The organism is Mucilaginibacter metallidurans (assembly GCF_003286435.2).
Taxonomy (GTDB): domain Bacteria; phylum Bacteroidota; class Bacteroidia; order Sphingobacteriales; family Sphingobacteriaceae; genus Mucilaginibacter; species Mucilaginibacter gossypii.
Genome location: NZ_CP043449.1, coordinates 225,058 through 248,217, shown reverse-complemented (window position 1 = coordinate 248,217; position 23,160 = coordinate 225,058). Strand labels below are relative to the sequence as shown.

Sequence of the window (23,160 nt, the reverse complement as noted above, 5' to 3'; positions counted from 1 at the left end):
GGCTTAGTATGGCGGTTTGATACAGCCGGGGCACCATGCTTTTCATGATTACAAGCCGGACTCAAAAAGCAGTTGAACAGCAAAAATGCATAAAAGAATTTCCTGTGGCGCTTATCCATTACTCAACCTTTTCAAGTTTATATGTTTTATGATCATGATTGCAGGCACCGGTATACCTATAATTTATATAATGCGCGGCGGCTATCAGCAAGCCCCCAACAGGAACTATCATAGCCTCGTATTTTCCTGTTGTTGTAAACGCGTGCCCTCCCATGATGATAATAAAACCTGATACAAGCATAAATAGTGGAACTGAACGGCGATGCGTACGCCGGTAAGATAAGCCTATAGAATACACTCCTATCACCAGGGCGAAAATGATCATCCCCCACTCTACCCAGACGTTAGCCAAAAAACCAAGGCCCACCAACGGCAAACTGGTAAACAGCAAAGGCACTACCGCACAATGGATAGCACAAAGCGTTGAAGCGGTGATACCAATATTATCCAACCGGGGTGAAAGCTTTTGAAAATCCATGCCGCAAATATAAACAAGTTAATGCAACACAATTGCATTTGTTTTCACTATCCATATCTACATCTATTAAATTAACAAATACCTGACAATTACTTAATATTAACCAGCAAACTGTATTTTTGCAGGCTTTATAAAAAAACACAGATTGAATTTGGCTTCCATTTATCATATAAAACAGCTTTGGCAGAGCGCCTACGACACCCAGGCCAGCAGGCTCAAGTTACTGGGCGCCACTTTGGTCATAGTCATCATCATTAACCTGTTACCCTCTTTTTTTAAATACATCGAAAAAAGGCAGGACGGGGTTGTACTTAATGATTGGGTATTGGCCCATTTACCCTCTTACGATCTCTCAGTCCCGATTTTTATACTCATTTGGAGCATGGGCGTGCTGATGATGTGGCGGGCGCTTTATAACCCGAGGATATGTATCACTTATATCTGGACACTGAATTTTGTATGTATTGCCCGGTTTATTACCATCGGCCTGGTCAAGCTCAATCCGCCAGTGGGCCTTGTCCCGCTTATTGACCCAAGCACAAGCGTGTTTTACGGGCATACGTTTATCACCAAAGACCTGTTTTTTTCGGGCCACACGGCAACCATGGTACTTGTGTACCTCCACCTGCAAAAGCGAACAGACAAACTGATCGCATTAATTTGCGCGATAGTATTGGTTGTATTACTGTTGATACAGCATATTCATTATACTATTGATGTAGTGGCCGCGCCATTTTTTGTATATGGTTGCTGGAGATTGGTTAAATGGCTGGGGCTGGAATGATAACTTTTTTAATCCGGCTTCACTCCCATCCATCCACCAAATGCATGCTGACCTTTAAATCACCGTACAGCTTTTTAAACACAGGAAACATCCTGCTATAAACCTCATGGTTTTTAGCACTTGGTTCGATAAAATCCTGCTGTTCAACACGGGTAAGCTTGCCATAACTTTCAGGATATAATACCCGTGCTGCGAGATAAATAGCGCCGAGCGCCGATGAATCTTCAGACTGAAGCACTGCGAGCCTTTTCCCGGTGATATCTGCCAGTACCTGTGTCCATACTGCCGAGCTGGTAAAACCACCACTAATATTAACTTGTGTAATCCCGCCCGACGCATCTTCCAATGTTTTAAGCACATCATTCAGTGCAAAGCAAATACCTTCAAGCCCCGCACGTAAAAAGTGTGACCGGGTATGGGCCGGCTTGATATTAAAAAATGTGCCGCAGGCTTTGGTATCCCAGAGCGGGGCGCGTTCGCCGTACAGGTAGGGTAAAAATATAAGCCCGTTGCTGCCGGCAGGCATGGTTGCTATCTCATTAAATAAAGCGTCATAATCAGCAGCGGTAAGGTTATCCTTTTGCAAAAAGTTTTTGAGCAGCCAGTTTACCGCTATACCTCCGTTATTTACCGCTCCGCCGCACACATAAGTCTGCTCATCAAGCAGGTAATTAAAAACCATGGCTTCGTAATTGTAAACCGGCTTCGGGCTGGTAATGCGCACCGCGCCGCTGGTGCCTATAGTAAGCGCCGCTACATCCGGGCCGGTTGTGTGGCTGCCTAAATTAGCACAGGCTCCATCACTTGCCCCTATAACAAAAGGGGTAACGGCATTTATCCCGGTTAACACAGCTACTTCGGACCTTATACTGTTCCGGTAATAAGTGGTATTAACCGGGGTTGATAATTTTGAAGCCGTGATACCGGTGAGTGTAAGAGCCTCATCATTCCATTCTTTCGTTACAATATTAAACATTCCCGCAGCCGACGCAATGGAATAATCAACCTCAAAAACACCAAAAAGCTTGAACCAGATAAACTCCTTTATCGAAATGAATTTATGGGCGGCTTCAAAGATGTTACTTTGATTATCGCGCAGCCACAGCAACTTATTTAGGGGCGACATGGCATGGATCGCTGTGCCGCAGTTATGATAAAGGCGTTCACCTTTTTCCGTTGCACGCAATGCCTGCGCGATGTTCTCGCTCCGCGCATCTGCCCATGTCATCATAGGCAGCAGCGCTTCGCCATGCTCATCAACCGGAATAATACTATGCATAGCGCTGCTCAGGCTCACGGCCTGCGGAGCGGCGCCCAATTTGGCAGTAATACCAGCAAGGCATTTTACAAAAGCGTCCCAAATCAACAGCGGATCCTGTTCGCTGTAACCGGGTTCCGGGCTATTAATGGGGTAATGATTGGATATTGTACCTAATGGTTCGCCCGTTAAACTTACCGCTACGGCCTTTGTACTGCCGGTGCCAATATCAATGCCTAAAATATATGCCTGCATGGAGATGTATTTGATTGCCAAAATAATAAACAGAACCGGGATTGTCAGAATCAGAATTTACGGAATTTTTGAATTAGCAGAATACTCTGCAGAGATTTCCTATTCTGAAAATCTTATAATTCTGTAAATTCTGATTCAGACGAAATTACGGTCACATCCATGACAGCAAAGGACAGTTCCATATTATATATTATCTACATTAGCCTTACCAATATAAACCAATCAGAGAATATGCAAGTAATTTTAGGGGTCATCTTCCATTTTATCGGTGGCTTTGCTTCGGGGAGCTTTTACATCCCCTACAAAAAAATAAAAGGCTGGGCCTGGGAAAGCTACTGGATAGTAGGCGGCATTTTTTCCTGGCTCATTGTGCCACCGCTGGCAGCATGGCTTACTATTCCCAGCTTTGCCGATATTATAAGCCATACGGATACTGCTACCCTTGGCTGGACGTACCTTATGGGGCTGCTGTGGGGCATTGGCGGTTTAACATATGGATTAGGGGTACGTTACCTGGGAGTATCGCTGGGTAGCACCATTATACTGGGCTTATGCTCGGTTTTTGGATCGATAATTCCGTCGGTGTATTATGACCTTTTCCCGAAAGAAGGGAAAGATACTTTTACGCTGATGCTGCACAGCGAATGGGGGCAGATGGTTTTATTGGGCATTGTGCTTTGTGTAGTGGGCATTATTATATGCGGTAAAGCAGGTATGATGAAAGAGAAAGAACTGTCGGCCGATAAAACCATAGCCCAGGAAAATAAGGATTACCGCTTTGGTTTAGGTATAATGGTGGCGGTAGTTTCGGGGATCCTGAGCGCTTGTTTCAACTTCGGTATTGAAGCCGGAAAACCAATGGCCGATACCGCTAACCAGATCTGGCAGGCGGCGCATCCGGGACAAGGCAACTTCCTGTTTTCAAACAATGTAACCTACATTATTATACTATGGGGCGGCTTAACCACTAACTTTATATGGTGTATGGTGCTAAACGCACGCAATAAAACGTTTGATAATTATACCGATAAAAAAACACCCCTGCTTAAAAACTACCTGTTTGCGGCACTGGCCGGCACGACCTGGTTTTTACAGTTCTTTTTTTACGGTATGGGCGAAAGCAAAATGGGTAATGGCGCCAGCTCCTGGATCCTGCACATGGCTTTCATTATCCTGATAGCTAATACGTGGGGCCTGGTACTTAAAGAGTGGAAAGGTGTAAGTAAAAAAGCATTCGCAACGGTAATAGCCGGTATAGCGGTAATTGTAATATCGGTACTGGTTGTGGGATATGGGAATAAGATAAAACCCGGAAAACCAACGGTAAAAGCCGAGCTAAATAAGCCAACGATAAAAACAAATCAATAATTCATTAACTCAATAATTCAACAATTAAAATATATGTCGTCGAAAACAACTGAATTTAAACACGTAAGCTATTTGTGGGATGAAGCAAAAGCCGCCGAACTGGCGGGCGATGAAGTAGCCCTGCTCATATACCGCTCCAACCTTTTGGGTGCCGATCTGCGCCTTACCAACTATGGGGGCGGCAACACATCATGCAAGCTGATGAGTAAAGATCCGCTTACCGGCAATGATGTTGAGGTAATGTGGATCAAAGGCTCGGGCGGTGATATTGGCACGTTGAAAAAGAGCGGCTTGGCTGCCCTTTATGTTGATCGTTTACGCAGCCTGAAAAACATCTATCGCGGGGTTGAATTTGAAGATGAAATGGTTGAGTTGTTTAATCACTGCATCTACGATCTTAACTCGAAAGCACCATCTATTGATACGCCGCTTCACGGCTTCCTGCCATTCAAACACATTGATCACCTGCACCCTGATGCTGCCATCGCCATCGCGGCAGCAAAAGATGGTAAAAAAATAACCCAGGAGCTTTTTAACGGTACCATCGGCTGGGTTGAATGGAAAAAACCAGGCTTTGAATTAGGCTTGCAATTAAAACAATGTTTGGATGAAAACCCAGGCATCCGCGGTATTATGTTAGGTTCGCATGGTTTATTCACCTGGGGCGATACAGCTTACGAAAGCTATATGAACACGCTTGAAGTTATTGAGCGCTGTGCCGAATACCTGGAAGAAAACTACGGCAAAAAGGGACCTGTTTTCGGCGGCCAAAAAGTGGAAAGCCTTGACGAGACAGGCCGTAAAAAACAGGCTGCTGCCCTTGCACCGGTATTGCGCGGTTTTTGTTCAAGCTACAGGCACATGGTTGGTCATTTTACGGATGATGCCCGTGTATTGGAATTTATCAACTCCAATGATCTTGACCGCCTGGCTCCATTGGGTACCAGTTGCCCGGATCATTTCCTTCGCACTAAGATCAGTCCGCTGGTGCTTGACCTTGCACCGGGCGAAGACCTGAGCGATGTTACCGCGTTAAAAGCACGTTTGGCTCCTGCCTTTGAGGCTTACCGCCAAATGTATACTGACTATTACAATACCTGCAAGCATGATAACAGCCCGGCCATCAGGGATACCAACCCGGTTATCATCCTGTATCCGGGTGTAGGCTTGTTCTCTTTTTCAAAAGATAAACAGACTGCCCGTGTTGCTGCCGAGTTTTATACCAACGCCATCAACGTAATGAAAGGTGCTGAAGCAATTTCGGAATACACTTCCCTCCCGCGCCAGGAAGCGTTTGATATTGAGTACTGGTTATTGGAAGAAGCCAAACTACAGCGTATGCCTAAGCCAAAAGCTTTATCAGGTAAAATTGCCCTGATCACCGGCAGCGCAGGCGGCATAGGTAAAGCTATCGCCAAAAAATTTGTTGATGAAGGCGCTGTAGTTATTCTGAATGACATGAACGCCGAGCGTTTGGAAGGTGCAGGTGAAGAGTTCAAAAAACAATACGGCAAAGATTCATACACCACAGCCGTACTTGACGTAACCAAAGCCGATCAGATCAACGAAGCGCTTGAAATTGCTGCTTTAGCTTTTGGCGGCGTTGATATCGTGGTGAACAATGCCGGCTTGTCTATCTCTAAATCAATTGCCGACCATACTGAAAAAGACTGGGACTTATTGTACGATGTATTGGTTAAAGGCCAGTTCTTTATTACCCAGGCGGCAGTTGCTGTGATGAAAAAACAAGACATTGGCGGCGACATTATCAACATTGTAAGCAAAAACGCCTTAGTGAGCGGACCGAACAACGCCGGTTACGGCTCGGCAAAATCTGCCCAGTTACACCTGAGCAGACTGAACGCGGCCGAGCTTGGCACCGATAAAATCCGTGTGAACGTTGTTAACCCGGATGCCGTAATCAGCGACAGCAACATTTGGGCCGGCGGATGGGCCGAAGGCCGTGCTAAAGCTTACGGCGTTACCGTGGATGAACTACCAGCTTACTATGCAAAACGCACATTATTGAACGAGGTAATTTTACCTGCCGATATTGCTAATGCCTGCTTCGCCTTCACCGGCGGCTTGCTCAACAAATCAACCGGCAACGTGTTGAATGTTGATGGTGGTGTAGCGATGGCGTTTGTAAGATAGCTAGTTCATGGTTGATGGATCATAGTTCATGGTCATCGCTTAAAGACTTACGAAGTTTTAAAAACTTCGTAAGTCTGGCTAATCACCAATATAAAACCGTCATGCTGAACTTGTTTCAGCACCTCACTTGCAAAGTCTGCGTCACGCAGATTCTTAGCAAGTGGGTTCCCGAAACAAGTTCGGGATGACGTATCTCTTTTAAATCATAACCAATACCAATTATGCAGTTAGAAAAATATAAAATTGATGAAGCCAATCATCAGCAACTGAAAGATCACCAGCGCAAATTTGATTTTGTTGCCGGTGATGTGAAAAATCTGGATACCATCCTGCAAAAACTGATTGATTTTAATATTGCTATACCAAGCTGGGCTTTAGGTACCGGCGGTACACGTTTCGGCAGGTTTTCGGGCGGTGGTGAACCCCGCAGCCTGGAAGAAAAAATTGAAGATGTAGGTTTAATCCATGCACTTAACCGTAGCAGCAACTCTATATCATTACATATTCCCTGGGATATCCCATCCAACGCTTCAGCTATAAAAGCTCATGCAGCGCAGTTGGGCTTGCATTTTGATGCGGTTAACTCCAATACTTTTCAGGATCAGCCCAACCAGGAATTGAGCTACAAATACGGCTCATTACACCACGTAGATAAAGCGGTACGTAAACAAGCTGTTGCCCACAATATCGAGGTGATCAAATACGGTGTTGAACTTGATTCAAAAGCATTATCTGTTTGGCTGTCGGACGGATCAAACTTTCCCGGTCAGTTGAACATGCGCGGCGCGTTTGAACGCACTTTAGAAAGCTTACAGGAAATTTATGAGGCCCTGCCCGATGACTGGAAAGTTTGGGTTGAGTATAAACCTTATGAGCCTAACTTCTACTCAACCACTATTGGCGATTGGGGTCAATCTTACCTGCTATCATCAAAACTGGGTCAAAAAGCGCAGACATTAGTTGATCTTGGTCACCACTTACAGGGGGTAAACATTGAGCAGATAGTTTCATTACTGCTGATGGAAGGCAAGCTGGCCGGTTTCCACTTTAACGATTCAAAATATGGTGATGATGACCTTACCGTTGGCAGCATCAACCCATACCAGTTGTTCCTGATCTTTAACGAACTGGTTGAAGGTATGGACGCTCGCGACATGACACACGCCACTTCTATAGGCTGGATGATCGATGCTTCACACAATGTAAAAGACCCAATTGAAGACCTGTTACAATCAGTAGAAGCCATTAAGATAGCCTATGCACAGGCATTATTAGTAGATACTCCAGCATTGGTACAGGCACAACAGGATAATGATGTAGTGCTTGCGCAAGAAATTTTGCAGCAGGCATACCGTACCGACGTCCGTTCGTTATTGGCCGAAGCACGCTTAAGAGCAGGCGGTGCGCTCAACCCGCTGGCTGTTTACAGGCAACAAACTATCAGGCAGCAACTGATAAACGAAAGAGGAGCTAAAGCAGTATCAACCGGATTGTAAGCCTATGGAGCCGATACCTGTTATAGCCGTTTTTGATGTGGGTAAAACCAACAAGAAGCTGTTCCTGTTTGATGAGAACTACAGGATAGTTTTTGAACGGACAGCCCGTTTTTTGGAAACCCACGACGAAGATGGCGACGCATGTGAAAACCTCGACAGCCTCAGGTTATCGGTGTTTGACTCATTGCGCGAAATTTTTAAGCATAAGGAGTTTGATCTTAAAGCGGTCAACTTTTCAACTTACGGCGCCAGCTTTGTTTATGTTGATGAACACGGCAAGCCGCTTACCCCATTGTATAATTACCTTAAACCATATCCGGCTGAACTGGGCAGGCAGTTTTATGAAAACTATGGCGACGAAGCCAGGTTTGTATTAGAGACCGCCTCGCCGATTTTGGGCAACCTTAATTCGGGATTGCAGTTATACAGGCTTAAATATCAACAGCCCGAAGTGTTTAAGCGGATAAAGTATGCCTTACACTTACCCCAATATATGAGCTACCTCATCAGCGGGCAAATGGTGAGCGACCTTACCAGCATCGGCTGTCATACCGCCCTTTGGGATTTTGCTAAGAGCACTTATCACAACTGGCTTAATGATGAAGGGGTCTTGTCCAAGATGGCACCTCTGCATCCCGCGGATAGCGTACTTCCGGCCGAGTTTCCGGGCAGCACTTATAAGGTTGGTATTGGGTTGCACGATAGTTCGGCAGCGCTCATCCCTTACCTGGTAAGCTTTAATATGCCCTTTGTGCTGATCTCGACGGGTACCTGGTCAATCAGTCTTAACCCTTTTAACCAAACACCGCTTACGGCTGATGAACTGAAGCATGATTGTCTTAACTACCTGCAATACAAAGGCAGCCCGGTAAAAGCCTCACGCTTGTTTACGGGTTATGAATATGAGCAGCAAGTAAAAAGAATAGCCGCCCACTTTAACCAGGACGAGATCAGGTATCGTACCATAAATTATGATCCTGCAATTGCAGCCCGGCTAAATAATCAACCCTCATTAAAGGCCGACGAAAATGAAGGCCAGTTACAGAAATCGGCATTTGAGCAGCGCGACTTAAACAATTTTGCTGATGATGTTGAAGCTTATCACCAACTCATGATTGATATTGTTGCCCAGCAAACCATCTCAACCAATTATGTTTTAAACGGCTGTACGGTAAAACGCATTTTTGTAGATGGCGGCTTTAGTAAAAACAGTGTTTTCATGCACCTGCTGGCGCTGTCCTTCCCTCATTTGGAAGTTTACGCCGCATCGATGGCGCAGGCAACTGCCGTAGGTACGGCATTGGCTATTCATCATGCCTGGAATACCAAAACACTGCCGCATGACCTGATCGAACTAAAATATTATTCGGGGGTGCAGAGCGAGGTTGTATAGCTCTATTTCGGTAAAAACCGATGTCATTTCGAACGAATGGCGGAGGACTAAAGGTTGGGGTGAGGAGAAATCCTATACGCCATGCATTTAGGCTCAACAAGGTGTACAAGATTTATCTTTCGCGCCCGCACACCATCCGTTCCAGCTCTATCGAAATGACATTTTTATAAACGAAACTCTTATTTAAAAATCCGGTTATCAGCCGGATTTTTTTATTTTAGGGCAACCAATCAAAAACCCTCTCATGAAAAGATTCGCTTTGTTTCTGTTATCGCTCAATTTTGCATTTATTGCCAACGCCCAACAAGCTAAGCATAAAAAAGCCATTATTGTGCTTACTTATGACGACGGCATCAATTCACAGTTAAACATAGCCATACCACAGCTCGATTCTGCACACCTTACCGCCACCTTCTTTTTAATGGGCAACATGACCGAAGCCACTTTGCCGCGCTGGCGCGAGGTAGGCAAAAAAGGTTATGAGCTGGCCAATCACACTTTATACCACCCCTGCCTGTTAACTAATGTAAAAGCTAATCCGGCTAATAATTCAGCTATTTATACACCTTTTATGATGCTGCGTGAGATCAACGAAATGAACACGTTGTTATTCGCACTTGATGGTAAACCCGGCGGTCGCACTTATGCTTATCCATGCACCGAGGTTGAGGTTAGCGGTATAAACTATGTTGATACCCTGCGTAAAGCAGGCCTCGCAAAATACGCCCGTATAGGCGGCGGGCCGGATGCTGTGATCACTGATTTTAAAAATCTCGACCCGTTAAAAGTACCTTCATGGGGCGTAACAGGCAACCCGGTAACCGGCGATGCCCTGATAGATTTTGTAAAGAAAGTACAACAAAGCGGCGGACTGGGCATCTTCATGTTTCACGGCGTAGGCGGCGATTATTTGGTTACACCCGCAGATGCGCACAGGAAGCTGTTAGCTTATTTAAAGGCGCACCGGAACGAAATTGAAGTAACAACTTTTATGAAAGCCATGGATGAGGTGATGGCCGCTAAATAGTTTTATAAAAGCTAAAAGCAGAAGGCTAAAAGCATTTTATGTAAAATTAAGCTATCAGGCTAACGAGATCTGATATAACAAGCTCATCTTTAATAATGCGTTCATGACCGGGGCCCTGGTATACTTTGGTTTCAACTTCGGGATGAGCGATAAGGAAGTTTTCCAGGAATGCGAAGGGTGCGACTTTATCTTCCGGATCATAGGCTAACCAATGCCTCCTGACCAAACCGGCAGGATATAAATTATGAAGTGTAAAATCCGAAGCCTCCATATCAAAAAATGACTCAAAATCAGTAAAGAATTGATCCTGTAAACCCTGGGCTACATCGGCCGCGTTCAGGCTGGCTATAAAATTCTCTTTCAGATTAATAAGCGGGGCAATGCTGATGAGCAAGCCAGGTTTAATAGCTGTTTCCTTAATAGCGATGGCATTGGCCATTGCCCCTAACGAGTGACCAATGAGCACATCGGGTGCCCCAAAGGTTTTGATTACCGTTGTCGCTGCTTTGGCAAAGAGCAAGAGGTTTGACAGCCCCCCTTCCGAGCTGCCATTACCCGGTGCATCAAAAGCTATTACCTGCACATCATTAATATTTTTTAAAGCCGTAATGAGCTCGGCAAAGTCGGCGGCTTTTGAGCCCCAGCCGTGGGTGATAAGTATTTTGCGTTTCCCCTTTCCCCAGGTAAACCCATTGAACTTTAAAGTAGATTTGGCAAAATGAGGATCGTCTACTTCAAGCGTAAATGCATTGGCTTCATCAAGCAAAAGTTGCTGCTGCAGGCGTACCGGCATTTTTGGCGAATAACAGATCAATTGCCATAGCAAGTTAACCATACCAGGTGCTTCAGCGCCATTAAGAGATTTTACCTGGTTAAATACCGTTTTTAACTTTTTCATAAGCGGGGCAGGATTCGCCGGCAAAATAAACAAAAGCAACTTGAAATATACCGAGAGGTATTTTATTTACATTGTCCCGACGAAGTCTTGCATTCCGATTGTAACAAAACGGGAGTCCCAATTTTTTGATTCTCCATAAAAAATTAAAAATCCTCCGGCGTTCTTTTTTGGAAAAACAGGGGTGTTCCAAATTCTGAATGTAAAAACGCGGCACACCCATTTTATGAAACACGTTGATATTCAATATTTTAACCATTTTCCTGAAACATTATTAAAACACTGATAATCAACGATTAAAACTATAAAGAGTTTAAAACGCGCTTGTGCGAAAGATTAAAAACGCATTTAAAAGTGCAATTTTTGCTGGTTTTTTAGCGTTTTTTGAGAAAAAAAACCAACGAAGGCTTTACCTATGTTACATACTGACAAAGTAGCGACACCATTTTTATACCCTGTTTTTCCGATAGTTTTTTGCGCCCGGATACGCAGTAATTTCTTGCCTGTGGCCGGGGGCGTGGACGCTCCTTCACTGGCAAGGTTCAAGCGTGGACGCCTAAACCCGCGTAAAAATAAAACGTCCGCTTCAGGGGCTGGTGACACTATTTCCTTCTGCCTAACCAAAGAAGCGAATTGATGATGAGCTTATCAATATTATCATTTTCAAAAGTTTGAGAAAGCTCTTTGTTGGTGCCGCCGTCATAGTCCATATCATTATGACCGATGTTGAAATAAACCATGCGGTAATTTTTATTAGTCCAGGCTACGGGGTAGTAACCGCTATGCCAGATCTCGTGTTGCTTTGGGCCTGTACCCAAGGGAAAACTTGTTGAATCAACCGCCAGCAGGATATCGATATCCGGATTTTTACGAAGATCGTGTTCCCAGCGGTACCATTCGTTAGGGTTTGTTTTAAAAGTGGTCGGCAGGCCTTTGGTTACCGGGTGGTTAGCATCCTCAACTCTTAAAATGGCCGAAGTTGGGTGCCAGGTATTGCTCACATATTGTCCCGACCCCAAGAACTCGTTATGGTACCAGTCCCAGTTTTGCGGAAAGTCCGAAGGTGTAAGCGCGAAGGCCGAAAAATGAAATCCCATCCAGGTGCCGCCCTTTTTCATATACTGTTCAAAAGCTGCACGCTGCTCGGGGTTATCAGTGCGGGTATCTAAAAATATCACTACCTGGTATTTGGCCAAAAATTCCGGGTTCATATTTGCCCAGTTGTTGGTGCTGTCGTAGGTAAAATTATACTTTTTAGCCATTTTAGGAAACCAGCGATTAGCCTCGTGCATAAAACTGATATGCGCCAGGTCGCTCCGGCCGGTGTAAAAGGCTATTACTTTGAATTTTTTATGGTTTTGGGCATTAGCGTTTACTGCTGTAAAAACTGCCATAATGAAAATGACAGCAAGCAGCATGGCCCTGTTGATCAGATTTCGGTTGATGTTCATATCCCTGTTTATAATTGTGCTTATAAAACTAATGGATTTGATTTTATGATGATGGAGAAATGGTGTGATGAGAGGTAATGTAGGGGCGATTAGATGTTGGTGACAACACCAACATCGGCGAAGGATGTTTGGGACAACACCAACATAACATAGTCGAAAAATGTCATTGCGAGGAGGAACGACGAAGCAATCTCGTAGCTATACAGATCGGATATGCATTGGCTACGAGATTGCCGCGCTACGCTCGCAATGACATGGTTTTTATCCCGTTGCCCCGCGTCCCACGGGTAGTATGCACTTTACAACACCATCTGTTCAAACAACCGGTTCAACGTGGCCTCCGCATCAGTAGTCATGCCCGGATGCACCTTTGATGCCTGTACTACCGTACTGCGCGTAGCAGTAAGCCAGCGAAAACGTGACGGTTGATCAAGCTGTGCTATTGGCCCTGCATCTTTTTCGCCATTGCAGATGCGCTCAAGCGAATTGATATTTTCCTTCAGGCAATCCAGATCCAAATCACCGCAAAAGGCAGCTAACCTTGCGTCATCAGCCTTGAACAATACTTTTAAAAATTTTTGTTTAGGGCAAAACAGGATCACCCCTATATTGATAAACTCTTCGCGCTCCACCCTTGGTACAACGCGGATTATGGCGTACTCAAATACCTGCATATAGGGCTTGTTTTGCGGCGTTAACAAATACATCTGAAGCGGCCAGCCGGGTTATTAAAAACCGGGCGTATATATTTCGTACCTCATCAGGCGTTTCTTCAAAATCACGGTAAGTAATCCAATCGTCGGGGATCAACGCTACTATATCACGGATCTTTTCGGGCGTTAGGATTGCTTTAAATTCAGCATCAACCGTGTCCAGTTGATTGGCGCGTGGTAGCAGCACATGGTCTTTCACCTGTAAAAACGGACGGGTAGCCATCTCCTGCCAGTTGTTCCATGAGTGATGAAAATACAGCGCGGCGCCGTTATCAATCATCCACAATTCCTTATGCCATATCAGCATATTGGTATTACGGGCGGTACGATCCACATTGGTAAGCAAACAATCGAACCAAACTATTTGCGAAGCCAGCTTGGAATCAACCACAGTTACTGCCGGATCAAAAGTAATAGCGCCCGACAAATAATGCAGCGCCAGGTTAAGCCCCACACTAAACTTCAGCAGGTCCTGGATCTCTTCATCAGCTTCCGAACGGCCGAAGGCTTCGTCTAAATTGGCAAATACCAGCTCAGGGACCTTGAAACCTAACAGGCGCGCTATTTCGCCGCCAATAAGTTCGGCAATGAGGGCTTTTACCCCCTGGCCTGCCCCACGGAATTTCAGTACATATAAAAATTCGTCATCGGCTTCGGCAATAGCCGGTAATGACCCGCCCTCGCGCAAAGGCGTTACGTAACGGATCACGTTAACGGTGCGGAGCTGTGGTGGTGTGTAGTTCATAATTTAAATTGAACAAAAGCCAGCGTTAGGGATTGCAGCGGATACCGGCCTGTGGCTAATGCCTGTGCAGTATGAGCGGAAAGCCCGGCCAACGCCCAAATTATTCTTTAATTGGGCTTAGGTTTTAACCAACATACATTCGCCGCTCAATTGCCGCGGTGGCTGTTACTTTTGTCTTGATACAAAAGTAACCAAAAACCGAGTGAAACGAGCTCATGAATACCTATTAAAACATAATACTTAACGAATAAATCAAGTCAGCAGAGAGGTTTCTTTGCCCACAGTCTGCCCTCCATGCCCTCTCCATGCCTTTGCCCTGCAAAACAGGCGGAACCACGGCTGCTAAATTTTGCCTGGCCTTACCCATTTCCTCTCCCGGCAAAATTCGCTAATGCCCTTGCAACCACACAAGCCCAACATTGTTCTGCCTGTTTTCACCCGAAACTTATCTGCTGACGGAGAAACACTATTTTATTAAAGCAGCGGAGTCAAAATAAACTATCCTATCAATCCTCAAATCCTAAAAATCCTGGTTCAGAAAAATAATATTGCCGTTATCTGTCCCTGCTGACATAGGGCTGTCATTACCGCTCCGTTACTTTACATCATAAAACAAAACAACAACACTTATGGACACTTTGAAATCGTTATTGCAGGAGATGGAGCAGGAAGCTCAAACCACCGAAAAAATGCTGAGCCGCATCCCCGACGATAAATACCAGTGGAAACCGCATCCTAAAAGCATGACCATTGAACAACTATCTACCCACATTGCCGAACTGCCTACCTGGGTTACTATTACCTTAAATACCGATGAACTGGATTTTGCCACTGTACCTTACGAGCCTAAAAAAGTGAGCGGCACGGCAGATTTATTAAAGCTATTTGAAGATTCATTGGCCGACGGCTATTCGAGCCTGCAAAAAGCTGACGTTAGTACGTTTGATAAAATATGGACACTTCGTAATGGCGAACAAATCCTTAATCAACGTACAAAAGCAGAGGTAATCAGGATGACTTACTGCCAGATTGTACACCACAGGGCACAGTTGGGAGTTTATTTACGTTTACTGGATATCCCGATACCGGGCAGCTACGGCCCAAGCGCGGATGAGCAGGGTTTCTGAAAAAACAGGAGTAATAAGATCAGTTTTTAAATACAAAAGCAAAGCAGGCAAAAGCGTGCTTTGCTTTTGTATGTTTTTGCACTCAACTACGGTGCTTTGACAGCTTACCTGTATTTATTTCTTCAAGGAAGCCATTTTCATTAATAGCATATCGGGCCTCAGAGGTATCGGTATCTATCTTATAATTAACGGTCTTTACTTTTTTGTTCCTGATCTTTTTGCCAAATATGAACATCGGCAAAATGAAAACCGCAAGCAGGACTACAACTTGTAACAGGGCTGTGTACATAACGTCTAACATAAAAATTTAAGTCTGATTGGTACCCATATAACGTTATTGGGAGAGAAATGGTTCGCCTTTTTAATGTTATTTTATACCCATCATGTGTACATATAGCTAAATGTGTGCCATACTTATATCTGACGCTCTGTGTTACCTTAATATTACATTTATGCTGATATTTAATTGATTTATAATTAAATGCACCAAACACTGCGCTATCATATTGATAATAGAGCCTATCGTTTTGAAATAAATAATATACAGTACAGTTTAGTGATTTTAGTACAGTGGCGAAGTATCGTAAAAACGCGGAATTTGATGAGATTGCGACGCGTCCCCGAGGACACGGACGCTGGTTGGATTAACGGTACTGTCATCTCAGACAACAATAAAGATGCGTCATTGCGAGGTACGAAGCAATCCCAAATTTGCAGGGCCGCCCTGTATAGTTCGCGATTGCTTCGTACCTCGCAATGACGCTTTTAGATTGGCACGTTAGCCTTTATAACCCGTAAAAAGCAGCCGCGTTCCCGCCAAAAAACAATTCCTTTTCTGTAGCAGAAAGTCTTTCGGCATACAGGTCCATTACTTCCATTGTTTTTTCATAGCCTCCGGCCAGCAAACATACCGGCCAGTCGGAGCCGAACAATACCCGGTTGATACCGAAAGCGTTGAATACAATATCAATATAAGGGATAAAATCAGCTGCCGGGGTGTTGTCCCAGTCGGCTTCGGTAAGCAGGGCCGATACCTTGCAGGATACATTGGGATAGCTTGCCAGCTTTTCGATATCCTGTTTCCAGCAATCTATTTTCCCGGCTTTGATGTAGGGCTTGGCCATGTGGTCGAGCACAAACTTTTGATCCGGAAATTCAGCTACCAATTGCGCGGCATACGGCAAATGGTTAGGAAAGATGAGGATATCATAAGTATATCCGTGTTTGCCCAAAGCGGCGATGCCTTTTTTAAATGCCGGATCAAGCATGTATTGTTCATCGGGCTCAGACTGCAGGATATGCCGGAAGCCTTTAAGCTTTTCGTATTTTTTAAAATGATGCAGGCGGTCTTCCAGGTCATCGGCTTTCAAATCTATCCAGCCTACTACCCCTTTGATGAAGGGGTTAACGGATGCCAGATCTAACAGAAATTCCGTTTCCTTTTCCGACTGATCGGCCTGGACGGCGACACTGCCATCCATGCCGTGTTTTTGCAGTACAGGTAACAGGTCTTCGGGATAAAAATCCCGCCCTATTACCTGCATGTCTTCAGTGATCCAGCTGTCCCTTACCGGGTTGTACTGCCAGAAATGCTGATGTGCATCAATTTTTAGCATAAGCTATTAGGTTTTGCTTTGATTCACCCAGGCCTTCAATACCTAATTCTACCACGTCGCCCGCTTTTAGGTAGATCGGCGGCTTCATGCCTAAGCCAACCCCTGCGGGGGTACCTGTCGAGATGATATCGCCCGGCAGCAGGGTCATGAACTGGCTGGCGTATGAGATCAGGTGCGGCAGGTTAAATATAAAGTTTGAGGTAGTACCGTCCTGCATGGTTTCGCCGTTAACTTTTAGCCACAGGCGCAGGTTATGCGGATCAGCAATTTCATCAGGTGTAGCTAAAAACGGACCAAGCGGAGCAAAGGTGTCGCAGCCTTTACCCTTATCCCAGGTGCCGTTACGCTCCAGTTGGAACTCGCGCTCGCTTACGTCATTGTGCAGTACATAGCCGGCAACGTAGTCCATAGCTTCGGCTTCTTCCACATAAGATGCTTTTTTGCCGATAACCACAGCCAGTTCCACTTCCCAATCGGTTTTAACAGAGTTTTTAGGGATCATGATATCATCAAACGGACCAACAATAGCGGTGGTTGCTTTCATAAAGATCACCGGCTCGGGCGGCAGCGGCGCATTGGTTTCTTTGGCATGATCGGCATAGTTAAGGCCAATACAAACCAGTTTTGAAGGGCGCACGATAGGGCTTCCTAAGCGTACATCATCGGCAACTTCGGGCAGTAAGTTATCTTTTATAAAATCAGCAAGGCGGCTAAGTCCGTCAGTTTCAAAAAACTGTTCGGTGTAATCTTCGCCAAAGGCCGATACATCATATCTTTTATCGTTTTGTATAATTCCCGGCTTCTCTTTCCCAATCTCGCCAAATCGTATCAATTTCATATTGTCGTTGTATTAGTTTGTTATCAGTTTAATAATTGTATCGTTGGGGTCGGTTGCCACGCCGCTAAGATATACAAACACGCCCTCGGTTTGTTGTTTAAATTTCACCGCACTACCATCGGCCAGTAATGCTGCTTTAGTTACTTTTCCTTTTAATTGCGGAATGAAAATGTATGGTTGTTGCGGTGCTGTCATCACATGCACATACAGTTTTTTGTCTTTCCGGGTGATTACTCCCCATGGCTGTGCCGGGATACCACTGCCGCGGGTACCGTAAATAGCTTCGCCATTTTTTTGTACCCAGGCGCCTACAACAGCCAGTGTATCGGTAAACTCAGGTTGAATTTTACCGTTTGGCATCGGGCCTATGTTCAATAAAAAGTTGGCGTTCAGACCGGCCGCGTTAACCAGGTAATGGATAATGCGTTTGGATGATTTAAAGCTCCTGTCGTTAATGTTAAAGCCCCAACTGTTGTTAATGGTTTCGCAGGTTTCCAGGGGCAGGGCACCAATTTTCGATTTACCGCTGAAACCTGTAGTATTGGCTCCGGGCAAATCCTTTTCAAACATCTGGAAATCCTCGCCCTCTTTAGGTTCAAGGTGATGGTTGTTGCCTACCAGTATGGCGGGGTTGAGTTTGTGGATCAACCCGTAGATCTCGTCATAATGCCAGTTAACATCACGCTCCCAATGGCCATCAAACCAGATGCCTTTAACGCCGGGGTATTTGGTAATGAGTTCGGTAAGCTGCGCTTTCATAAAATTGATATAGCTGTCCCAATCGCCGTTCGCGGGCTTGCCGTCAACTATCGGGCTGCCATAAGCATAATCCTTGCGGCCCCAATCTAACAGGGAATAATAGAAATGAAGTTCGATGCCTTCTTTAACGCATTCCTGTGCCAGTTCCATTAAAGGATCTTTATGGTAAGGCGTAGCATCAACAATATTATACGGCGATGCTTTAGTACCAAACATGCTGAACCCATCATGATGGCGCGAGGTAACGATGATATACTTCATGCCCGCTTTTTTAGCAAACATCACCCAGTCGTGGGCGTTAAAAGCCTGCGGATTAAAGAAATCGGCCAGGCGTTTATAGCTATCATAAGGGATATGCTTTTCATTCATCACCCACTCGCCCGCGCCAAGCTCACTGTAAATACCCCAGTGAATAAACAGGCCGAACTTCATATCCTGGAAATTTTGCCTTGCAGCAAGGTTGTCGGCCGTTGGCGTGTAGGTTTGAGCGCCCGCGCTTACGGCGCCAAGCAACATACCCATTAATAATAGCTTTTTAATCATATCAAGTCAGATTTAATTGTTCAGGGTGATAAAGCCGCCATCGATAGGATAATCGGTGCCGGTAATAAATCCGGCTTCGTCCGAGCAAAGGTAAAGTGCTAACGCTGCTACTTCTTCAGGTTTACCCATCCTGCCTATCGGCTGGCTTTTTGATAGCTTTTCAAAGATCTCATCCTCACGACCGGCGTAGTTTTTAGCAATAAAGCCATCCACAAATGGTGTATGTACCCTCGCCGGCGAGATACAGTTACAACGGATGTTGTCATGCAGAAAGTCACGCGCTACCGATAAAGTCATGGCATGGATGGCGCCTTTACTCATGGAGTAAGCAAACCTGTCGGTAATGCCAACGCTGGCTGCTATTGAAGCCGTGTTGAGGATCACGCCGCCGCCATTGGCTTTCATTGCCGGGAGGGCCGCGTAAAGGCAGTTGTAAGCGCCTTTAACATTCACGTTAAACACGCGCTCAAAATCTTCGGTACTGGTGTTATCTGCCCTGCCAATATGCGCTATGCCTGCGTTATTGATCAGGATATCTATCTTACCTATTTTGGCAAAAGTATCCACTACCTGCTGCTGGTTACTTACATCACAGGCATAGCCCGTAGCTTTACCGCCCGCCGTAGTTATTTCGGTCACGGTATCGGCTGCCGCCTGATCATTTAACTCGATGATATGAACCTCGGCGCCTTGCTGTGCAAATAACACGGCCATAGCTTTGCCTATGCCGCTGCCGCCGCCTGTTATAATTACTGATTTATTGGTTAGTTTGAACATAAGTACGGGCCGGGCCCCCTCTAAATCTCCCCCGGAAGGGGAGACTTTTTTGTTTTATGGTTATTAATATTTTATCTCTCAACGCCGTTGTTGGTATTGTCACCAACAACTTTTTTCAATTCCCTCCCTCGGGAGGGGTGCGGTTGGACTATGCGGTGGCAGGGAGGGTTTATACGCCATGCTTGCCGATTAAGCATATCGAAGAAACCCCTCCCTACACCCTCCCAGGGGAGGGAATCGCACAATCCCCCGCTTTTTTTTCGCCGTTGTTGGTGTTGTCACCTACAACTTTATGCCTCCACGCAAATCAAAAGCCCTCCCCCTCCGGGAGGGGTTGGGTGGGGCTGCCTACAACGATACCCCTCTCTTCCACGGAATAAAATCATCCTGGCCAAGTTTTACCGATTTAGGTTCTGCTTCGCCGCTAGCTACTTTTATCACGTAATCCAGAATCCGCTCGCCGGCCTGGTGAATGGTTTCGGTACCTTCAATGATGGTACCGCAGTTAATATCTATAATATCGGGCATACGCTCAAACATAGCCGTATTGGTTGATAGTTTGATCACCGGAGTAACCGGATTGCCTGTGGGCGTACCCAAACCGGTGGTGAATAGTACGATGTTTGCGCCTGCGCCAACTTCGGCAGTGGTGCTTTCCACATCGCTTCCGGGGGTACATAGTAAATTCAAACCGGGTTTGGTTACTTTTTCCGGGTAATCCAATACCGCTGTTACCGGTGAGGTACCGCCTTTTTTCGCTGCACCGGCCGATTTGATAGCATCAGTGATCAATCCATCGCGGATATTACCTGGCGATGGGTTAGCATAAAAGCCTGAGCCATCAGCTTCGGCACGTGCATTATAAGTAGTCATGAGGTGCATGAAGCGGTTAGCGGTTTCCACATCGATACAACGGTCACTCAGTTCCTGCTCCACACCGCAAAGCTCAGGGAACTCTGAAAGGATCACCGAACCGCCCATGGTAACCAGCAGATCGGATAAATAACCCAATGCCGGGTTAGCCGAAATGCCCGAAAAACCATCCGAACCGCCGCACTCCAAACCAACACATAGTTTTGATAATGGCGCAGGTTGGCGTGTGGTTTCATTAGCCTTTACCAAACCGGCGAAGGTTTGCTTCAAAGCTTGTTTTAACAATTCGCTTTCGGTACCTACTTTTTGTTGTTCCAATACAACCAGCGGCTTATTGAAATTAGCATCCCGTTTGGCAATTTCATTTTGCAAAATGCTTACCTGCGCATGCTGGCAGCCCAAGCTTAATATGGTTGCTCCGGCCACGTTGGGGTGGGTAATGTAGCCTGCTATCAATCCGCAAAGGGTATCTGAATCTTCGCGGGTGCCGCCGCAGCCCATGCTGTGATTCAGGAATTTAATGCCGTCGATATTTTTGAACAGGCGTTTAGAGTTTGGCTTATCCTCGGATACCTGGATATCGGCATTCAAAATTTCTTCAACAGATTTACCAGCCTGGTAAAGTTCCATTAATTGCTCAACATCCCCCTCATAGCTTTTGGCTTTTTTATAGCCCAGCTTGTCAACCAGTGCTTCCTTTAATACGTTGATATTCCTGTTCTCGCAAAAAACCATCGGTACCACAATCCAGTAGTTACCTGTACCTACCGAACCATCGGCACGGTGGTAGCCCATAAAGGTTTTGCCTTCAAAGTGAGCCGTATCGGGCTGGTGCCATTGTAGTTTACGCTCGCCAAGATGAAATCCTTCGGCCGCGTGGTGTACATTTTCGGTAGTTAACAAACCACCCTGCGGTATGACGGCCGATGCTTTGCCTACCAGTACGCCGTACATGTAAATTTCCTTGCCTACCGGCAATTCGTTAATGGCGAATTTATGCTTTGCTGCTACTTTATCTACCAGTGTAAAAGTTTGTCCATCAAACGTGATAACGGTTCCCTGCGGCAGGTCGTGTAAGGCTACGAGTACGTTATCATGCGGATGGATCCTTAAATATGTTTCCTTTTGTGTTGACATTATTTGTATATGATCGGTCCTTTTTTTAGTAAGGACAATATTTTTTTGCTTATTGCTGAAGCGTAAGTTCAATTACCGGAATTTCATACGGCGGTTTTTGTGCGGGGAGCGTTAACTCCAGGTCGTCACCGCTGCCATCCTTATATAAAAGCTCTGAGCTGTCATTTAAAAACTGCGCGTATTTGATCTTGCCTTTGTAACCAGGTAAAACCAGCTTGCCTTGCGGATAGTTAAACAAATGTATATACAGTTTACCGGCGGCTTTGTTATAAGTAAGCTTGGTTCCCTCTGGTATTTTATAAGTATCAGGAGCAAATGTACAGTTGTATACCGATTTGCTGTTGGCGTGCATCCAGTAAGCCAGGCTATCCAGCGCGCGGGTAGCACGATAGTCAAACTCGCCGCGGGCGGTTGGCCCCACATTCAGGATCAGGTTGCCGCCATTGCTTACCGAAGTAATTAACAGATCGAGCAATTGACGATGGGTTTTCCAGGTATTTTCATCACGGTAGTACCCCCATGAGCCCGAAAAGGTTTGGCAGGTTTCCCAGGTTTTGCCACGGTATTTAGCCAGTTCGGCAGTGCTTACCTGTTCAGGGGTTTCAAAATCGGCGCCGTCCTTATACTCTTCCAAATTAAGGCGGTTATCTACAATAATGCCCGGCTGTAACTTCCTGATCAGCTTAAGCAACTCAACTGATCCCCATTCGTCTTTACCTTTACCATGCCCATCTTTGCGCGGGAATGAAAAATCAAGCCAAAGGATATCGATTTTGCCATATTTGGTTAGTAGTTCGGTGATCTGATCGCGCATATACTGGCGGTATTTGGCCATATCACGCCCTTTGTTCAGTTTAGCGTAAGAGGCGTCGCTTTTATCAGCAGGTGACTGTGGATGGATCTCGTCAATAGTATATTGCGGATGGTGCCAGTCTAACAGCGAATAATAAAAGCCCACCTTTAAGCCCTGTGCCCTGAAAGCGTTCACATATTCACGTACCAGATCGCGTTTGGCTTTGGTATTGGGAGCTTTATAATCAGTAAATTTTGAATCGAACAGGCAAAATCCTTCGTGGTGCTTGGTGGTTAGTACCGCATATTTCATCCCTGCTGCTTTGGCTTGCTTTGCCCATTTCTGCGGATCAAAAAGATCAGGGTTAAACTGGTCAAAATATTTCTGGTAACCGGCGTTATCAATTTTTTCGTTATGCTTTACCCATTCGTGGCGGGCGGCCTGCGAGTACAGGCCCCAGTGAATGAACATACCAAAACGGTCGTCTTTCCACCATTCCATGCGTTTCTCTTTCTGGGCATCGGTTTCGGTGCCTATCATTTTTTGGGCAAATACCGATGGGGCCATCAGCAACACAAACATCAACAGTAATTGTAGTTTCTTTAGCATAACTATTCTAT

General features: G+C 45.5%; 20 protein-coding genes. 7 read left to right on the top strand and 13 right to left on the bottom strand.

Features of this window, described 5'->3' with window-relative positions:
• Positions 1 to 118: 118 nt before the first annotated feature.
• Positions 119 to 538, bottom strand: a complete 420-nt coding sequence (locus tag DIU38_RS01210; RefSeq protein ID WP_112653631.1) for a MerC domain-containing protein — start codon at positions 536 to 538, stop codon at positions 119 to 121.
• Between the two features lie 145 nt (positions 539 to 683).
• On the opposite strand from DIU38_RS01210, the gene DIU38_RS01205 reads away from it, so the two are divergent.
• On the top strand, positions 684 to 1,322 hold the full coding sequence (locus DIU38_RS01205) for a sphingomyelin synthase family protein (RefSeq protein WP_243770594.1): 639 nt from the start codon (positions 684 to 686) through the stop codon (positions 1,320 to 1,322).
• 19 nt (positions 1,323 to 1,341) lie between these two features.
• On the opposite strand, the gene DIU38_RS01200 is transcribed toward DIU38_RS01205, so the two are convergent.
• Complete coding sequence (locus DIU38_RS01200; RefSeq protein WP_112653630.1) at positions 1,342 to 2,835, bottom strand: gluconokinase; 1,494 nt, start codon at positions 2,833 to 2,835, stop codon at positions 1,342 to 1,344.
• 231 nt (positions 2,836 to 3,066) lie between these two features.
• Between DIU38_RS01200 and rhaT the strand changes: the two genes are divergently transcribed.
• The 5 genes from rhaT (at position 3,067) to DIU38_RS01175 (ending at position 10,273) form a co-directional block, all read left to right on the top strand.
• Positions 3,067 to 4,203: an L-rhamnose/proton symporter RhaT gene (rhaT, locus tag DIU38_RS01195; protein ID WP_112653639.1), complete on the top strand. Its 1,137-nt coding sequence runs from the start codon at positions 3,067 to 3,069 to the stop codon at positions 4,201 to 4,203.
• Positions 4,204 to 4,236: 33 nt separating this feature from the next.
• Positions 4,237 to 6,357 carry a bifunctional aldolase/short-chain dehydrogenase gene (locus tag DIU38_RS01190; protein WP_091175320.1) on the top strand — a complete coding sequence of 707 codons (2,121 nt, stop codon included), beginning with the start codon at positions 4,237 to 4,239 and terminating at the stop codon, positions 6,355 to 6,357.
• A gap of 221 nt (positions 6,358 to 6,578) precedes the next feature.
• The gene (locus tag DIU38_RS01185) at positions 6,579 to 7,853 is read left to right on the top strand and encodes a sugar isomerase (protein ID WP_112653629.1); all 1,275 of its coding nucleotides are present in this window, start codon (positions 6,579 to 6,581) and stop codon (positions 7,851 to 7,853) included.
• A gap of 4 nt (positions 7,854 to 7,857) precedes the next feature.
• The gene (locus tag DIU38_RS01180) at positions 7,858 to 9,246 is read left to right on the top strand and encodes an FGGY-family carbohydrate kinase (protein ID WP_112653628.1); all 1,389 of its coding nucleotides are present in this window, start codon (positions 7,858 to 7,860) and stop codon (positions 9,244 to 9,246) included.
• A 244-nt stretch (positions 9,247 to 9,490) separates the two neighbouring features.
• Entirely contained in the window at positions 9,491 to 10,273 is a 783-nt protein-coding gene (locus DIU38_RS01175) for a polysaccharide deacetylase family protein (protein WP_112653627.1), read from the top strand.
• A 46-nt stretch (positions 10,274 to 10,319) separates the two neighbouring features.
• Here DIU38_RS01175 and DIU38_RS01170 read toward each other — a convergent pair whose 3' ends face one another.
• From DIU38_RS01170 to DIU38_RS01155, 4 genes are all read right to left on the bottom strand, one after another.
• A complete protein-coding gene (locus tag DIU38_RS01170; protein WP_112653626.1) occupies positions 10,320 to 11,171 on the bottom strand; it encodes an alpha/beta hydrolase in 852 nt (283 codons plus the stop codon).
• Positions 11,172 to 11,770: 599 nt separating this feature from the next.
• Entirely contained in the window at positions 11,771 to 12,619 is an 849-nt protein-coding gene (locus DIU38_RS01165; protein WP_208057635.1) for a ThuA domain-containing protein, read from the bottom strand.
• A 299-nt stretch (positions 12,620 to 12,918) separates the two neighbouring features.
• The gene (locus DIU38_RS01160) at positions 12,919 to 13,293 is read right to left on the bottom strand and encodes a DUF3037 domain-containing protein (RefSeq protein ID WP_112653623.1); all 375 of its coding nucleotides are present in this window, start codon (positions 13,291 to 13,293) and stop codon (positions 12,919 to 12,921) included.
• Positions 13,280 to 14,077: a HipA family kinase gene (locus tag DIU38_RS01155; protein ID WP_112653622.1), complete on the bottom strand. Its 798-nt coding sequence runs from the start codon at positions 14,075 to 14,077 to the stop codon at positions 13,280 to 13,282. The genes DIU38_RS01160 and DIU38_RS01155 overlap by 14 nt, the downstream gene beginning before the upstream one ends.
• Positions 14,078 to 14,706: 629 nt before the next feature.
• Here DIU38_RS01155 and DIU38_RS01150 point away from each other — a divergent pair.
• Positions 14,707 to 15,204, top strand: coding sequence for a DinB family protein (locus tag DIU38_RS01150; protein WP_091166888.1), 498 nt, complete (start codon positions 14,707 to 14,709; stop codon positions 15,202 to 15,204).
• Positions 15,205 to 15,286: 82 nt separating this feature from the next.
• Here the strand turns inward: DIU38_RS01150 and DIU38_RS01145 are convergent, their stop codons facing one another.
• From DIU38_RS01145 to DIU38_RS01115, 7 genes are all read right to left on the bottom strand, one after another.
• Positions 15,287 to 15,493 carry a hypothetical protein gene (locus DIU38_RS01145; RefSeq protein ID WP_112653621.1) on the bottom strand — a complete coding sequence of 69 codons (207 nt, stop codon included), beginning with the start codon at positions 15,491 to 15,493 and terminating at the stop codon, positions 15,287 to 15,289.
• A gap of 496 nt (positions 15,494 to 15,989) precedes the next feature.
• On the bottom strand, positions 15,990 to 16,820 hold the full coding sequence (locus DIU38_RS01140) for an amidohydrolase family protein (protein ID WP_112653620.1): 831 nt from the start codon (positions 16,818 to 16,820) through the stop codon (positions 15,990 to 15,992).
• Complete coding sequence (locus DIU38_RS01135; RefSeq protein WP_112653619.1) at positions 16,807 to 17,658, bottom strand: fumarylacetoacetate hydrolase family protein; 852 nt, start codon at positions 17,656 to 17,658, stop codon at positions 16,807 to 16,809. The genes DIU38_RS01140 and DIU38_RS01135 overlap by 14 nt, the downstream gene beginning before the upstream one ends.
• A gap of 12 nt (positions 17,659 to 17,670) precedes the next feature.
• Positions 17,671 to 18,960 (bottom strand): alpha-L-fucosidase, encoded by a 1,290-nt coding sequence (locus tag DIU38_RS01130; protein WP_112653618.1) that lies wholly within the window; start codon positions 18,958 to 18,960, stop codon positions 17,671 to 17,673.
• A gap of 12 nt (positions 18,961 to 18,972) precedes the next feature.
• Positions 18,973 to 19,737: an SDR family NAD(P)-dependent oxidoreductase gene (locus tag DIU38_RS01125; protein ID WP_112653617.1), complete on the bottom strand. Its 765-nt coding sequence runs from the start codon at positions 19,735 to 19,737 to the stop codon at positions 18,973 to 18,975.
• A 348-nt stretch (positions 19,738 to 20,085) separates the two neighbouring features.
• On the bottom strand, positions 20,086 to 21,747 hold the full coding sequence (locus tag DIU38_RS01120) for a UxaA family hydrolase (RefSeq protein WP_112653616.1): 1,662 nt from the start codon (positions 21,745 to 21,747) through the stop codon (positions 20,086 to 20,088).
• A 49-nt stretch (positions 21,748 to 21,796) separates the two neighbouring features.
• Positions 21,797 to 23,149 carry an alpha-L-fucosidase gene (locus tag DIU38_RS01115; RefSeq protein ID WP_112653615.1) on the bottom strand — a complete coding sequence of 451 codons (1,353 nt, stop codon included), beginning with the start codon at positions 23,147 to 23,149 and terminating at the stop codon, positions 21,797 to 21,799.
• Positions 23,150 to 23,160: the final 11 nt, after the last annotated feature.